Source organism: Pseudomonas allokribbensis (genome assembly GCF_014863605.1).
Classification (GTDB): domain Bacteria; phylum Pseudomonadota; class Gammaproteobacteria; order Pseudomonadales; family Pseudomonadaceae; genus Aquipseudomonas; species Aquipseudomonas allokribbensis.
This window is the reverse complement of record NZ_CP062252.1, coordinates 2990519-3005179: the sequence shown is the minus strand read 5'-3', so window position 1 is coordinate 3005179 and position 14661 is coordinate 2990519. Positions and strand designations below refer to the sequence as shown.

19 protein-coding genes, 1 tRNA gene and 1 pseudogene are annotated in these 14661 nt (G+C 58.5%); 15 read left to right on the top strand and 6 right to left on the bottom strand.

Translation table 11 applies throughout. The annotated features are described in order from the left end of the window. Window positions 1–50: 50 nt before the first annotated feature. Complete coding sequence (locus IF199_RS13790) at window positions 51–668, bottom strand: transposase (protein ID WP_371858329.1); 618 nt, start codon at window positions 666–668, stop codon at window positions 51–53. A gap of 278 nt (window positions 669–946) precedes the next feature. On the opposite strand from IF199_RS13790, the gene IF199_RS13785 reads away from it, so the two are divergent. The 5 genes from IF199_RS13785 to IF199_RS13765 are packed head-to-tail and all read left to right on the top strand — an operon-like array spanning window position 947 to window position 3301. Then, entirely contained in the window at window positions 947–2260 is a 1314-nt protein-coding gene (locus IF199_RS13785) for an S-type pyocin domain-containing protein (protein WP_192560764.1), read from the top strand. A 9-nt stretch (window positions 2261–2269) separates the two neighbouring features. Continuing rightward, complete coding sequence (locus tag IF199_RS13780) at window positions 2270–2542, top strand: bacteriocin immunity protein (protein WP_192560763.1); 273 nt, start codon at window positions 2270–2272, stop codon at window positions 2540–2542. Beyond that, a complete protein-coding gene (locus tag IF199_RS13775) occupies window positions 2539–2787 on the top strand; it encodes a bacteriocin immunity protein (RefSeq protein WP_192560762.1) in 249 nt (82 codons plus the stop codon). The genes IF199_RS13780 and IF199_RS13775 overlap by 4 nt, the downstream gene beginning before the upstream one ends. Next, the gene (locus IF199_RS13770) at window positions 2784–3038 is read left to right on the top strand and encodes a bacteriocin immunity protein (RefSeq protein WP_192560761.1); all 255 of its coding nucleotides are present in this window, start codon (window positions 2784–2786) and stop codon (window positions 3036–3038) included. The genes IF199_RS13775 and IF199_RS13770 overlap by 4 nt, the downstream gene beginning before the upstream one ends. Then, window positions 3035–3301, top strand: a complete 267-nt coding sequence (locus tag IF199_RS13765; protein ID WP_244142472.1) for a bacteriocin immunity protein — start codon at window positions 3035–3037, stop codon at window positions 3299–3301. Before IF199_RS13770 ends, IF199_RS13765 begins: the two co-directional genes overlap by 4 nt. A gap of 3 nt (window positions 3302–3304) precedes the next feature. On the opposite strand, the gene IF199_RS13760 is transcribed toward IF199_RS13765, so the two are convergent. From IF199_RS13760 to IF199_RS13750, 3 genes are all read right to left on the bottom strand, one after another. Then, complete coding sequence (locus IF199_RS13760) at window positions 3305–4513, bottom strand: DSD1 family PLP-dependent enzyme (protein ID WP_192560950.1); 1209 nt, start codon at window positions 4511–4513, stop codon at window positions 3305–3307. A 74-nt stretch (window positions 4514–4587) separates the two neighbouring features. Further along, window positions 4588–5916, bottom strand: a complete 1329-nt coding sequence (locus IF199_RS13755) for a D-arabinono-1,4-lactone oxidase (protein ID WP_192560949.1) — start codon at window positions 5914–5916, stop codon at window positions 4588–4590. Window positions 5917–5992: 76 nt separating this feature from the next. After that, a complete protein-coding gene (locus IF199_RS13750; protein WP_192560760.1) occupies window positions 5993–6346 on the bottom strand; it encodes a c-type cytochrome in 354 nt (117 codons plus the stop codon). 267 nt (window positions 6347–6613) lie between these two features. Between IF199_RS13750 and IF199_RS13745 the strand changes: the two genes are divergently transcribed. Next, a complete protein-coding gene (locus IF199_RS13745) occupies window positions 6614–8239 on the top strand; it encodes an NADP-dependent glyceraldehyde-3-phosphate dehydrogenase (RefSeq protein WP_096821799.1) in 1626 nt (541 codons plus the stop codon). A gap of 46 nt (window positions 8240–8285) precedes the next feature. After that, on the top strand, window positions 8286–9326 hold the full coding sequence (locus tag IF199_RS13740) for an FUSC family protein (RefSeq protein ID WP_176504879.1): 1041 nt from the start codon (window positions 8286–8288) through the stop codon (window positions 9324–9326). Window positions 9327–9328: 2 nt separating this feature from the next. Here the strand turns inward: IF199_RS13740 and IF199_RS13735 are convergent, their stop codons facing one another. Further along, entirely contained in the window at window positions 9329–10222 is an 894-nt protein-coding gene (locus IF199_RS13735; RefSeq protein WP_096821798.1) for a DMT family transporter, read from the bottom strand. Window positions 10223–10361: 139 nt separating this feature from the next. On the opposite strand from IF199_RS13735, the gene IF199_RS13730 reads away from it, so the two are divergent. Both IF199_RS13730 and IF199_RS13725 read left to right on the top strand, forming a co-directional pair. Further along, on the top strand, window positions 10362–10799 hold the full coding sequence (locus tag IF199_RS13730) for an Lrp/AsnC family transcriptional regulator (protein WP_064381847.1): 438 nt from the start codon (window positions 10362–10364) through the stop codon (window positions 10797–10799). 40 nt (window positions 10800–10839) lie between these two features. Continuing rightward, a complete protein-coding gene (locus IF199_RS13725; protein WP_192560759.1) occupies window positions 10840–11166 on the top strand; it encodes a YceK/YidQ family lipoprotein in 327 nt (108 codons plus the stop codon). Between the two features lie 72 nt (window positions 11167–11238). Here IF199_RS13725 and IF199_RS13720 read toward each other — a convergent pair whose 3' ends face one another. After that, window positions 11239–11910, bottom strand: a complete 672-nt coding sequence (locus IF199_RS13720; RefSeq protein WP_003224442.1) for a Bax inhibitor-1/YccA family protein — start codon at window positions 11908–11910, stop codon at window positions 11239–11241. Between the two features lie 122 nt (window positions 11911–12032). Between IF199_RS13720 and IF199_RS13715 the strand changes: the two genes are divergently transcribed. The 6 genes and pseudogenes from IF199_RS13715 (at window position 12033) to IF199_RS13690 (ending at window position 14644) form a co-directional block, all read left to right on the top strand. Further along, window positions 12033–12120 (top strand) — tRNA-Ser (locus tag IF199_RS13715). A 102-nt stretch (window positions 12121–12222) separates the two neighbouring features. Further along, on the top strand, window positions 12223–12606 hold the full coding sequence (locus tag IF199_RS13710; RefSeq protein WP_192560758.1) for a hypothetical protein: 384 nt from the start codon (window positions 12223–12225) through the stop codon (window positions 12604–12606). Between the two features lie 48 nt (window positions 12607–12654). Next, entirely contained in the window at window positions 12655–13062 is a 408-nt protein-coding gene (locus tag IF199_RS13705) for a hypothetical protein (RefSeq protein WP_192560757.1), read from the top strand. 48 nt (window positions 13063–13110) lie between these two features. Beyond that, window positions 13111–13332, top strand: coding sequence for a hypothetical protein (locus IF199_RS13700; protein ID WP_192560756.1), 222 nt, complete (start codon window positions 13111–13113; stop codon window positions 13330–13332). A 125-nt stretch (window positions 13333–13457) separates the two neighbouring features. Continuing rightward, window positions 13458–13991: pseudogene (locus tag IF199_RS13695) on the top strand (enhanced serine sensitivity protein SseB C-terminal domain-containing protein); the annotation flags it as partial. Between the two features lie 107 nt (window positions 13992–14098). Next, complete coding sequence (locus IF199_RS13690; RefSeq protein WP_192560755.1) at window positions 14099–14644, top strand: NADAR family protein; 546 nt, start codon at window positions 14099–14101, stop codon at window positions 14642–14644. The last annotated feature ends 17 nt before the right edge of the window (window positions 14645–14661 follow it).

The window sequence follows — 14661 nt, the reverse complement described above, 5'->3', positions numbered from 1 at the left end:
CCCCTGAAATTCGCGATGACCTGTTGGCGCTCATGCGCCTTGCGTGTGCGTCAGTTACTGGCGTTCTTGATTGCTGAAGTGCAGGCCCCGGTGTGTTTGCCCAGCCAGGTGTGCAGCAGCGCGAAGTTCAAGGAGAACTCGGGCATTTGCAGCAGCGCGCCGCAGAACACTTCACCGATGATTTTCTGGATGAGCTGCACCGCACGCGGCTCGTTGAGCAGCATGGCGATGTCGCGACTGAGGACGTTGAAGCTCCAGACTTTCTGATTCAGGCCCAGGCCGACGAACCAGCGGAACAGCAGGTTGTAATTGAGCTGTTCGTAGAGCTGCTGCTCGCTGGGCACCGAATACAGCAGTTGCAGGAGCAGGATGTGCATGACCGTTTGCGCCGGGATCAGCATGCCGGGCTGGGCGTTGAGGTCGTGCAGGAGATCGCTGTGAGCGTCGAACAGGTCATCGATCTGCGGGCGCAGCAGCACCAGCGAATGCCCCGGCGGAATGTAGCTGGAGACCTCTTTCAAGGCGCCCTGCCAGTCATCCTGCGACACGATCCAGACCCACGGCGCGCCGTAGCGATACACCGAAACCGGCTTCTTGCGCGCGGCTTCGACGATCTTCGACAGGCGTTGATCGAGTTCCTGCATGCCCACTTTCGAGTAGCGTTCCATAGTCCCCATTGCCTCACTCCCGGCGTCCCGCCTCGGCTTGTGAAAAGCGCCCTGTTGGGCCCCTCAAGCGCGTTACATAGGCATGACCGGACTGGCGATGTGCTACCGAACTTTTGTCATAAAAGCTTCATTACAGAAATCCGGTGAGGGTTGAGGAAGCTGCAGCAACACCGCGAAACAGGAAATTTCAGCGCTGCATTTAGGAAACGTCCTAACGCCAGGTCAGGGGCCGCCCGGTTAGGTTTCGCGCCTCTTCGGTTACATGCAGAAAAACAACCATGGCGCGGGACAACGACATTCCTCAGGTCTGGGAAGACCGGGGCGGCAATGGCGGCGCCGGACACGGCAGGCTTGTCCCACGGGACATGACGTCGACCGAGTTCGCCGAATTCAAAGCCCGAGAAGCGACCTACGACGCAATGATCGCCCGCCAGCAGGCGTATGAAGATCGGCACTTGCGCCAGGTCGAGCAGCGTCCGCAAGCGCCCGGCCGGGGTTGTGTGTTCGCCAAAAGCTGCAACCTTCCGGACGGCGTGATAGATCACAAAAATCCGGCCGGTTTCATCCCGACCGAACGCTTGGCCGAGTACGGTCAGTGGGCCGTTCTCGGCAGTCAGGTACCGATCAGCGCTGAAGGCGTGCCATTGAAATGGGCGGCAGGCTCCGGAAGCGGTCGGGCGCTGGCCCAGCGGCTCGGCGGTTCGCTCGGGCTCAGCCTGTTGAGTGGCGCCAGTACCGTCGGCACGCTGGCGTTGTTGATCCCCAACACGGATACCTCGTCCGACAGCGCTTTTTACACAACCGAACAATACGCACTACTCGCCAGCGGCCGCACCCGTGTGCGCTTCAGTGCCAAGACACTGCCCGACGGCTCAATCAGCGCCTACGGCTTCTACACGGGAGGCAAGAAAGACTGGGAGTTCGTCCCGGTCATCAAGGCGCAACGAGAAGGCGAACACTTCGTCGCCGACCTCGGCCACGGCATCGGCCTGATCTGGACACCTGCCGCCAATCCCGACGACGCGCCACCCATCCCAGCCTTGGAAGGCGCTCCGCCGCTGCCGACGATCTGGGTCTATCCGCCGGGCGAGAAGACTGACCGCATCCTCGTCAATCCGCAGCATCCGCCGGATTATCACGACGCAATCGTCTGGTTTCCGGCGGATGCGGGGCTGGCACCGATTTATGTGGTGCTCAGCACGCGGTATGAGCCGGGGGTTGTGACGGGGGTGGGTGAGGATGTGGAGGGACGATGGCTCGACACTGCCCGTTCCGGACTCGGAGCGCCAATTCCAACCAATATGGCCAGTCAATTAAGAGGACGTCGTTTCTCCAGCTTCGATGCATTCCGACGAGCGTTCTGGACCGCCGTATCGAAAAGGCCGGAATTGAGTTCCCAGTTTTCGCGCAGGGATCTGGATCGTATGCGAGCAGGAAAAGCCCCGCGTGTCGATATTTCGGATGTGGCAGGCTCAAGGATCTCGCATGAGATACATCACGTGGAGCTGATTTCAGAGGGTGGTCCGGTTTACGACGTCGATAACATGCGAGTTAACACACCTCGAAACCACATTGACGTACATCAGAATTAAGGAAAGAAAATGAAGGATCCCTTTATCAAAAACAACATTTCTGAATACACGGAGCGCGAGTTCGTTAGTTTTCTGGAAGAAATATTCAAGGAGGACCAGGCGCCTTCTGATACCCGCGCCGACTTGCTGGTTCGCCACTTCAACAAGATCGTCGGGCATCCGGAGAAGATGAACCTGATCTATCGTCCGCTGCCCGAGGCCGATGACTCAGCGGAAGGAATAACCCGAACCATAAAAGAATGGCGCATATCCCAAGGCCTGCCGGGATTCAAGCAAGAATGAGGGACACTCTGAGCGACTACACCAGGCAGGAACTCAAGGAGTTGATTGTTTCTATTGAGGAGGCTGAAACAGAGGACGAGCTAGGCTCTTTAGTAGACCACTTCAACAAAATCGTGCCACACCCGGCCGGAAGTGATTTGCTGTTTTATCCGGAAGCCGGTGCCGATGAGTCTCCCGATGGCATAGTGCGAACGATCGATGCTTATTGCGTGCTAAATGGTATGCACCGATTCAAAGATTCATGAAAAACATTTCGGACGTCACCGAAGCCGAGTTCATTGACATCATCCAACAGATTATCGCGATCAATAGATCTGATTCTGATGAGGTGCTAGGCGATATGCTGGCGAAATTCAGAATGCTTGCGGCCCACCCTGAAGGTACTGACCTGATCTTTTATCCGGAACCGGGTCGGGACAGTTCCCCGGAAGGAATTGCACGCACAGTGAAACAATGGCGTAGTGACCGAGGCTTGCAGGGGTTCAAGCAAAAGTGAGTGACTCGTTCATCAAAGCCAGCATTTCTGATTACACAGAAGACGAGTTCATCCGCTTGCTACAACGCATCCAGGGGAACGAAGAAAGCGAAGAGAACGAAAACTCGCTCGTGCACCACTTCAATACGATCTGCGAGCACCCTGCTGGCTCCGATCTGATTTTCTACCCGGATGACGGTGCAGATGATTCTGCACAGGGAATCACAAGAACCCTGAAAGAATGGCGCATATCCCAAGGTCTGCCGGGATTCAAACCCGACTAGTCATCAGGTATACACCGGCCAAGTATCGACAATCTTGCCGCCGCGCACCGCCAGCAAATCACCAAACTGCAGCAACACCGCCTCAGTCTGGGTCGGTCGCAGGAACACCTGATCCTCCACCGTCAGCCCCACGGCATTCGAACCATTGACCATCTCCTGATTCGAACTGCGCCCATAAACACCATTGCTTTGAAGCCCCGGTGGCGATTCGAACTCGGCCATCCAGTTGCCGCCGTAGATGAAGAAGGTCTGGCGCTGGTTGGTGTCCCACCACGAAAAAAGCTTCGACTTGTCGTCCAGCGCCGGAATGTTCACCGCCCCCGTGCTTTTCAACACCGGTGTGGCGATGTACGCGGCAGGCTCGTGTTCGACCAACGACGGTAAGTCGTAATGAGTCGGCTTGAGCATCGCCGTCCCCACCGACACCTCGCTGCTGAGATTTTCGTTTTCGTGCATGCGGTAACTCGGACTGCCGGCGGTGTTCAGGCACAAGCCGTCATGCCACAGCGCCAGATATTGCTGCCGGGTAAAGTCGACGCAGCGCTGATAAATCACCATCACCTTGGCGAACAGCTCTTCGGGCGAACCGAGCATCCCCGGCACGCCCATGCCCACGAACGGGTCGTAGCCCATGAACCCGGCGAACTCCAGATGCTGCGGGTTGGCAGCGATCAGCGCGAGCATCTGCCCGAGCACGTTCATGTCACTGACGCCGCCACGGTGCAGGCCGACGTCCAGCTCGATGTTGATCCGCATCCGCGTACCCAAACCCTGGGCCAGCGCGAGGTATTGCTGCAGGCGTTCGGGGTTGTCGATCAGCCATTGCAGTTGCTTCGCCGGGTCGAACGGGCCTTTGTGGGTCTGGTAGAACAGCTCCGCCGAGCGCACCGGCAAGGGCTTGCCGAGCAGAATGTCGGACTGCGGGTAAACCTGTGCATCGTGATTGAGAAACGGCTGATGAAACGACATCAGTCGCTGCGTCCCTGCCCTTTGAGCGATGTAGCTGAGCAGCCCCGGCGACGGCAACGACTTCTCCACCAACCGCAGGTGTTTGCCGGTGCGTTTGACCGAGCGCATCACCACATCGATGTTGTGATCCAGCCGATCCAGATCGATCAGCAACACCGGGCGCATCGGGCCTTTTGCCTTGAGCTCATTGTTCAGCGCCCGGAAATATTCGCTGTAGGGCCCGCCGCGATCCCCCGGCCGCAGCCATGCGCCAACGCCCACCAGCAAGGCACCGACACCCAAGGTGCCGAGCACGAAATTACGTCGATTGACCGCCATCAGCTCACCCCCAGAATTGACGACAGATGCGCATTGAGGAACTTGCCACTCGGGTCCAGCGCCTGACGCACCTGAATAAACTCCTGCCAGCGCGGATAGAGCGTTTGCAACGTGCGGGCATTGAGTGTATGCAACTTGCCCCAGTGCGGGCGGCCGTTGTACTTCCAGAAGATCGGCTCGACGGCGGCGAAGAAGTTGTGATGGTCCATCTGGTAATGCTGGTGGACCGAGATCGAACAGCTGTCGCGGCCCTCGAACATGCTCAGCGGAATGTCGTCGGCCTTCACGTAGCGGTACTCGATGGGAAACCAGGTGCGCAGGTCCTTGTCGCGGATCAGCTTGAGAATCTCGCGCAGGCACGCCGGGCCATGTTCGGCCGGCACCGAATATTCCATTTCGTTGAAACGCACCGTGCGCACGTTGGCGTAGATGTCGAACGAGTCGCCAACCCGGTCATCGAAACTCGCCAGATGCCGCAGGCTGTTGAGCAGCGAACTGCGCAGGTTCGGGAAGTCGCTGCCGTACTTGTCGATCTTCTCGATCAGCGTCACGAACTCGTTGCCGCCCTCCTCTTCAGGCGGGATCGGCGGCGTGGGCGAGTCGGTGGTTTCGTTGAGGGCGATCGACAAGGCGTAGTCGGAATGAGTGACGACGAGCATTTCCCAGTGCTGGTTTTCGCGGGTGTTCTTGTCGATGTCTTCCAGCAGTTCTTCGGTCTTGGCGATCCACTGGCGTTCGCGCAGGCGATAGGCCGGGCGGTTTTGCAGGCGGATTTTGGTGGTTACGCCCAGCGCGCCGAGGGATACCCGGGCGGCATTGAATATTTCGGGATGTCGCTGGCTGTCGCAGTCCAGCACTTCGCCGTTGGCGGTCACCAGTTGCATCCCGCAGACGTGGGCCGAGTAGGACTGGAAGGTTTTGCCGGTGCCATGAGTCGAGGTGGAAATGGCCCCGGCGAGGGTCTGATAGTCGATGTCGGCCATGTTTTGCAGGGCTTGGCCGATGTCTTTGAGCGGCGTGCCCATGCGCGACATCGGCGTGCCGGCGGCAAATTCGGCTTGCAGGGTTTTCGGGTCGTGATCGAGCAGACCGTTGAAGTAGCTCAGCGACAACAGCGTGCCGTCGGTAGGCACCAACGCGCTGAAGGAATGCGCCGAGCCGACCGGGCGAATCTTGCCCGGTGCCTGCTGGATCACCGCCGTCAGTTCATCCAGATTCTTCGGCGCCACCCGCGCCGCCGGCAGGCAACTCTGCCCGCCCGACCAGTTGCGCCAGGGAATCAGTCGCGGCGCGCGCATCAACTGGCCCAGCGCCGGATTGGAGGCCAGTGCGCTGAACGCCCCGACGATGCTTGCCCGTTGCAATAACTGCCGGCGTGTCAGATCTATCGGCATGCCAGGATCCTTATTGTGGGAGCGGCTGATCGGCCATGAAGCCGATCAACTGAAGGAATTGTTCTTCCGAGCACTCCACGCACTGGCCCATTGGCGGCATGCCGTTGTAGCCATTGATGGCGTGGTCGAGCAGCGTGTCGGCGCCCTGCTGGATGCGCGGTTCCCAGGCCTTGCGGTCACCGGTCAGCGGCGCGTTGGCGGCAGGATTGGCGTGACAGAGCTGGCAACTGTTGGCGTAGATCTGCGCCAGCGCCGGGTCTTTGGGCATGGCGTTGTGAGTACTGGCCGGGGGTTTGGGGTCTTCGCCGCAGCCGGCCAGCGCAGTGACCAGCATCAGCAGCAACGTGATTCGGGATGCCCGCATAACGATCCTCGCGTGGGGTGCCACTTATTGTTGTGATCACACCTTAAGGCAGCGACGGCGGCGGGTTGAGGGCATTGCGGGCCAGTGAAGGGGGCAAACGGGGACAGTCGGGATGCGACTCGGGATCGAATAAAAGGTGGGAATCTTGTTGAGCCCTCTGCCCTGCGCCTTTGCGTGACATTCGGGTGACATTTGCGGGTTTAAATTTCAGCGCATTCAGGCGTATAACCTGTACAGACTTTTTCAATTGGCAAGCAGGGTAGCGACATGACCACAGCAAACATCCTTGGCAACTTGTTCCCTTCTGTCAGCGACATCCCGGAAAAATACCGCCTCGACGGTCAGGTCGAGCAACGCGAATACCTGGTCGATGGCCAGTTGCGCCGCTGGGACGGCCCGCTCGCCACCGTGCGCAGCCCGGTCTATCTCAAGGGTGACAACGGCGACGAACAAGTGATCCTCGGCAGCACGCCGCTGCTGGACGCCGAGACCGCCCTCACCGCCCTCGACGCCGCCGTGCGCGCCTACGACCGGGGCCAGGGCCTGTGGCCGACCATGCGCGTGGCCGAACGCATCCAGCACGTCGAAGCCTTCCTTGGGCGCATGCGCCAACAGCGCGACGCCGTGGTGAAACTGCTGATGTGGGAAATCGGCAAGAACCTGAAGGACTCGGAAAAAGAGTTCGACCGCACCTGCGACTACATCGTCGACACCATCAATGCGCTGAAAGAACTCGACCGCCGCTCCAGCCGTTTCGAGCTGGAACAGGACACCCTGGGCCAGATCCGCCGCGTACCGCTCGGTGTGGCGCTGTGCATGGGCCCTTACAACTATCCGCTGAACGAAACCTTCACCACGCTGATTCCGGCGCTGATCATGGGCAACACCGTGGTGTTCAAACCGGCCAAGCTCGGGGTGCTGCTGATCCGTCCATTGCTCGAAGCTTTCCGCGACAGCTTCCCGACCGGCGTGATCAACGTCATCTACGGCAGCGGCCGCGAGACCGTCAGTGCGCTGATGGCCAGCGGCAAGATCGACATCTTCGCCTTCATCGGCACCAACAAGGCCGCCAGCGACCTGAAGAAACTGCACCCGAAACCACACCGTTTGCGCGCCGCATTGGGGCTGGATGCGAAGAACCCCGGCATCGTCCTGCCCGAGGTCGATCTGGATAACGCGGTCAGCGAAGCGGTTACCGGTTCGCTGTCGTTCAACGGCCAGCGCTGCACCGCGCTGAAGATCCTGTTTGTGCATGAAGACGTGGTTGAAAGCTTCATCGAGAAATTCAACGCCAAACTGGCCAGCCTCAAACCGGGCATGCCGTGGGACAGCGGGGTTTCGCTGACGCCGCTGCCGGAGTCGGGCAAGGTCGACTACCTGCACGGCCTGGTGGCCGATGCGCAGAGCAAAGGCGCCCAAGTGGTCAACCCGAATGGCGGCGAGTCGCGAGAGTCGTTCTTCTATCCGGCGGTGCTGTACCCGGTGACGCCACAGATGCGCGTGTATCAGGAAGAGCAGTTCGGCCCGGTGGTGCCGATCGTGCCGTACCGTCACCTCGATACCGTGATCGATTACGTACTGGAATCGGATTTCGGCCAGCAACTGAGCATCTTCGGCACCAACCCGGTGGCCGTCGGCCGCTTGGTGGACACCTTCGCCAACCAGGTCGGGCGTATCAACCTCAACGCCCAATGCCAGCGCGGCCCGGACACCTACCCGTTCAACGGGCGCAAGAACTCCGCCGAAGGCACGCTGTCGGTACACGATGCGCTGCGGGTGTTTTCGATCCGTACGCTGGTGGCGACCAAGTTCCAGGAACCCAACAAGGATCTGATCAGCGAAATCATTCGCGGACGGGATTCAAACTTCATCGCGACCGATTACATCTTTTAAGGAGGAATCACCGCTGAGCACTTTCAGCCCCCACCGCTGGCCGCCGCTGTTGCGGCGGATACTGCGGCCGCTGCTGGACCCGTACCGTCGCTACCGACACGCGCGGTTGATTCATGCGGTGCGGGTGGCGCTGGGGTTACTGGCGACGATCCTGCTGACCACCGGCATCAACCTGCCCCACGGCGAGTGGGCGTCGGTGACCATGCTGGTGGTCATCGGTGGTTTGCAGCACCACGGCAACATCGGCAAGAAAGCCGCCGAGCGCGCCACCGGCACCTTGATCGGTGCCGGCGTCGGCCTGTTGTTGGTGGCGCAACAGGCATGGCTCGGTCTGCCGTGGCTGACCTATTTTGCGATGGCGGTGGTGTGCGGATTCTTCTCGTATCACGCCATCGGCAAGGGCGGCTACACCGCCCTGCTATCGGCCATCACCGTGTTCATCGTCGCCGGGCATGGCGACAACCCGATCACCGACGGGCTGTGGCGCGGGGTCGATATCCTGATCGGTATCGCCCTGGCCCTGGCCTTTTCCTTCGCCCTGCCGCTGTATGCGGTGTACTCGTGGCGCTACAACCTGGCCGACGCATTGCGCGATTGCGCCACGGTGTACGGGCGGATCATCAGCGGTGAACCGGTCTCGGCCGATGAACACTTGAAACTGATGGGCCGGCTGAACACGGTGATGGTGCAACTGCGCTCACTGATGCCATCGGTGTCCAAGGAAGTGAAGGTCTCGATGACCGAACTGGATGCGATCCAGCGCAACCTGCGCATGTGCATCAGCACCCTGGAAATCCTCGGCAATACCCGGCCGGACACCAACGATCCTGAAGCGATGGCGCATCTGCAATCGGCATTGAAGGCCGAGCACCGGCAGATTCGCGTGCAACTGATCGGCATGGCCCGGGCCCTGAAAACCGGTGCAACCCAGCGCCTCGGGCGCCCGGTGGAATTACCGGACGCCAGCCTCGACGCCCCGGTCTACAACCCGTTGGACGGTTACCGTTTGCTGACCCGGCAACTGGCGTCCAACATCGGCGAAATGCGCCAGCGCCTGGCGAAAACCGCGCCGCGCTGGAACATCTGAGGTTACTGCGCCGCCAACCGTCGCGACTTGAAACCCCAGCCCTGTTGCATCCCGGCAGCGGCCAGCAGGATGGCCGCCACGCCCACCCATTGCAGGGTTTGCAGTTGATGGCCGAAGGCAAACCAGTCGACGAAAATCGCCGCGATCGGGTAGATGAAAGACAAGGCGCCGGTCAGTGCGGTCGGCAGTTTCTGGATCGCCCCATACAGCAGCACATACATCAGACCCGTGTGAACGATGCCCAGCGTGACCAGACTCGCCCAGGCACTGGGCGCTTGCGGCAGCGCGCTGAAGTGAGCAAACGGTGCGAGCATCAACACCCCGGTGCAGACCTGGATCAACGCAATCAAGTGTGGCGGCGTGCCGGTCAGGCGCTTGATGATCAACGCGGCGATGGCGTACAACAATGCCGCGCCAAGGGCCAGGGCGATCCCCATCAGGTAGTCATTGCCGCCCTCGCCTTGCTCGCCGTGGGCACTGACAATCGCCAACATGCCGAGGAAGGAAATTCCCAGCCAGAACAGCTTTTGCAGGGTGATCTTCTCGCCAAGAAACAGCGCTGCCAAACCCACCAACATGAACGGCTGTACGTTGTACACCGCCGTGCCGATGGCAATCGACGCCCGGGAATAGGAGGCGAACAGCAACACCCAGTTGCCGACGATCGCCATGCCACTGAGCACCGCCAGCAGGAACGTGGTGCGCGTCAGAATCCCCGGACGCAAGAAGCCGAACGCGGCGCAGATCAGCAGCAAGGTGCCGGCGCCGAATACGCAGCGCCAGAACACCACGTCCAGCACCGGTTGGCCTGATACCAGCACGAACCAGCCGATCGTCCCGGATATCAGCATGGCAGCGGTCATTTCAAATGAGCCGCGACGGATTGGGTTGTCCATCATCAATCTCCTTAATGTGTGGCAAAAGTATGCCAAGCGAGACCGGGGCTTCTCCAGCGCAAAAAGCAGGCTAAACTCGATTTCTGCCTTTTTTATCAAGGGTGGTTTGCGTCATTCGCCTAATGCGGGAGATTTTTGTATGACCGACGATATCGACCAGATCCTGATCGGGGCCTTGATGGAAGACTCCCGGCGTTCGCTCAAGGCGCTGGCGCAAATCAGCGGCTTGTCTTCACCGAGCGTGGCCGAGCGCTTGCGGCGCCTTGAAGAGCGCGGCGTGCTCAAGGGCTACACCGTGGAGATCGATCCTAAGTGCTTCGGCTACCAGTTGCAGGCCATTGTCCGGGTGCGGCCGTTGCCGGGGCAGTTGCAGGAAGTGGAACGGCAGATCCTGTCGATTCCCGAGTTCACCGAGTGCGACAAGGTCACCGGCGAGGACTGTTTTATCGCCCGTCTGCATGTGCGTTCGATGGAGCAACTCGACACCCTGCTCGACCGGCTGAACACACTGGCGGAAACCAATACCGCGATCGTCAAGAAGACCCCGGTGAAACGTCGATTGCCTCCCATGGCGTGAGCGGCGTAGATTGAGTTTTTTCCGGCGAAGGATTGGCGGCATGAAAATTCAGGCAATGATGCTGGCGGCGTTGATGTTGGCTGGGTGCGGGACGGTGCAGACCGTGGCGTTCAGTGACAAGTTTTCTACCGACCAGTTGAAGGCTAAAAAATCTTACTGCGGCGCCGTACCGCGCATCTACAGTGGCGTGACGTACGACTTCTGCATGCTGCACGCCGAAAAGCCGGATGACGTCGATGCGTTCGACTACAAGAACGCGACACCGGGTCTGCTGGTCGATGCGGCCGTGTCGGGAGTGCTCGATACATTGCTGTTGCCCTACACGATCTACAAGCAACAGGCCGATGGCAGCATCGAGATCAATTGATCGTCTGCTCCCTTTTCGCAGGCAACAAAAAACCCGCTTTCGCGGGTTTTTTGTTAACGCCGATTCAACCAATCAGTCGTCGCGGCTCATGATGCCGAAGATCTGCAACAGGCTGATGAACAGGTTGTAGATCGATACATACAGGCTGATGGTCGCCATGATGTAGTTGCGCTCGCCGCCGTGGATGATGGCGCTGGTCTGGAACAGGATGCAGACCGACGAGAACAGCACGAAACCTGCGCTGATCGCCAGTTGCAGGCCACTGATCTGGAAGAACATGCCCGCCAGAGTGGCACCCAGCAGCACGAAGAAACCGGCGGTGATGAAACCACCGAGGAAGCTCATGTCCTTGCGGGTGATCAGCACGTAGGCCGACAGACCACCGAACACCAGTGCAGTCATCGCGAACGCCGAGCTGACCACTTCAGCGCCGCCCTGCATGCCCAGGTAACGGTTGAGGATCGGGCCGAGCAGGAAACCCATGAAACCGGTCAGGGCAAACGCGGACACCAGGCCCCAGGCCGAATCACGGAGTTTGTTGGTGAGGAAAAACAGCCCGTAGAAGCCGATCAGCACCACGAAAATGTTCGGGTAGCCAACACGCATCTGCTGAGCTACGAAAGCCATCACGCCGCTGAATGCAAGGGTCAGCGCCAGTAGGCCATAAGTGTTGCGCAGGACGCGGCTAACCTCTAGCTGCTCAGCCTGCACGCTGTTGTGAACTGCGTAATCCTGTTCGCGCATGGCGACACTCCTGTTGGTTTGAAACGTTCAGTCGCAAAGATCATAACAGACGCTCTGTAACAAGCCATGCACAGAGTTTGACAGTGTGTTTCATTCAGGTATTATGGCGCCCGCAACGCAACGGAGGTGTGGCCGAGTGGTTTAAGGCAACGGTCTTGAAAACCGTCGACTGTAACAGGTCCATGAGTTCGAATCCCATCGCCTCCGCCATATTTGATACGACAAAGCCCTGATTATTCAGGGCTTTGTCGTTTCTGGTGTTCTGAAAATTCTGCGGTCATCATGGCGGTCCTTCAGAAAACGGAGCAATCCATGACAAGGCTGTCATTCGCCATCCGGATTCTGTTCGCCTGCTGTCTTTTGGTGGCGACTACCAATCACATTCGAGCGGATTTCCAGCATGGGCTGTTCTGGGATTACGGATATGGGCCGAGCACTCTTTGGGCCAGCCGCATTTTCTGGGCAGCGCTTACGTTTCTGGACCCGCTGGCAGCGCTGCTGCTGTTCATAAAGCCCAGGGCTGGAATCTTCCTGACTGCAGCAATCATTCTGGCGGACGTCGCCCACAACACCTACTACGTTGCCATGAATCACCAGTGGCTGGAGCTGTTCTACCTGTCTCAGGTGGCGTTTCTTATAGCGGTAGTTCTACTTTCGCCTGTCGTCTGGAGAAAAGCGCCCGCACCCTCTCCTTAAAATAAAAACCTTTATTATCGTTCCATTAGCAAAATCAGGATAAGACTCATGGGCGCGCCCATCATTATTGGCAACAGCTATGACCTCTGGGTCAGCAACAGCATGAAAGATACCTTTTGCGAGGTACTAACCGCGGTCGCAATCCTGGAAGGTCATGATGTGAAGGCCATATACGACGAGGCGCCAGGTGTAGCGGGCACCTATGGTGTTCCAGGTGTGGGTATCGTTCTCGACGAGTTCTATCTCTATCTTGGCGGGTTTTCAGGCGTTCGACGCCACCTCGATGTTTGCCGAGCACGACTAGGCGAAGTTATAGAGTCTTGCAGACTGTCGCCAGTTGGTGCAGAACGCATGGCACACCTACTGGCATGGGCTGCATACCACATGGATGGCAACCCGATCCCTATAGGCGGCTCTTTCTATGAGGACTGGCCCCCTTTATTTTCTCAAGCCTAACCAACAGATAAACATCTGCCGAATCAAGCGGCATACGGAAAAACACGGATGACTTCTTTCAGAAATCTTGGCTTCTGGGGCAAAGTCTGGGCCTGTGCCTGGATAGCGTTCCTGCTGCTGACTTCCGGCGATTCAGGCGCTAACTGGATGGATATAAGCTCATCCGGCCGCAAGCGTGTCTTCAGTCCTGGCTTTCTCGTGCTGTGCGTTTTTGTAGCTGTGGTTGAGCTGATACTACTCAACCACTTCTATGGTGCGCGAATGAACTGAAGGCAAGGCAGATCACGTGGTGTCGGCTTCCTTGTGCTGCAGATTCATCAGGCTTGTGTGATTCCCGTTTTCACAGCCGCGTGAAAAACTGCGCGTTCTTCGCAACTCATTTTTTGCCTGTCTTGATGGAACTACCGATGGACATCATGGATACCCAGCAAGAAAACGCCCTCGAAAAATCACTCAGGCTGGCGGCGGATGAACCGGCCCATCGACCCGACTTTTTCAAGACACTGTTGAATTCCACTATCTACATCCTTGGCACAACCGTTACTGGCGAAGGTCTGTCCAGCCTTGAGGCAGGCAGCAACATCAGCATCGCGCATTGGCAAAAGCCCGACGGCTCCGCTGTCATACCGTTTTTCTCTTCGTTGCAAACACTACAGAAATCCATCGACAGTGAAGAGTCCTACATCGAGATCCCGGCCAGATCGCTGTTTGAAATCACACAGGGCACCCCTCTTTTCCTTAACCCCAAGTCTCCTTACGGGAAAGAGTTCTTCCCGGAGGAAGTGCGCCATTTGCTCTGCGACGAGATCGGCCAAAAGCCGACGCAGCGCACGGTCGAAAAAGACACTCAAGTGCTGCTCGGACAGCCATCGCAATATCCCGCGAAGATGGTCAACTCGCTCACGCAATTACTCGCCACACATCACAACGTGAAGCGTGCTGCACCAGCAAAGACAAGTAATCCCATCGATCAAAATTTACCCTGCTCCGTCATGGTAAATCTTCCACCGCAAAGCCAATTGCTGAGGAAACCTCATTGCAAGACTCAAAGTATCTGGAAGACCTCCGCTCCCGCTTCAACTCCGGAGAGGAGCTTGAATTTACGTTTTTCTGGGGACACCAGCGAAGCAGGCACGGCGTTACAGCGTCATGCTTCAGCCAGTGGTTCGAGGCTGAATTCGTTGTCGACGGGCAACGCTACGCGACTGCCGAGCATTTCATGATGTCCGAGAAGGCCGCCTTGTTCGGCGATCAGGAAGTTCGTGCTCAAGTACTCCAGGCACCTACACCCAATGCAGCGAAAGCTCTGGGCCGCAACGTGCGTGAATTCAACGAACAGGATTGGCTGCAACACAGATATGCAATTGTCGTCCGGGCCAACCAGGCCAAGTTCTCTCAAAACCCGGAGTTGAATGCATTCCTCAAGGACACCGGTTCGCGCATCATCGTTGAGGCAAGCCCGGTTGATAGCATCTGGGGCATCGGGCTCGCCCAGGACCACGAAAACGCGAGGAACCCCAACCTGTGGCAAGGCCTGAACCTGCTGGGGTTCGCACTTATGCAGGTGCGCGACGGAGCCTGATTCGCCTGCTGTAACGC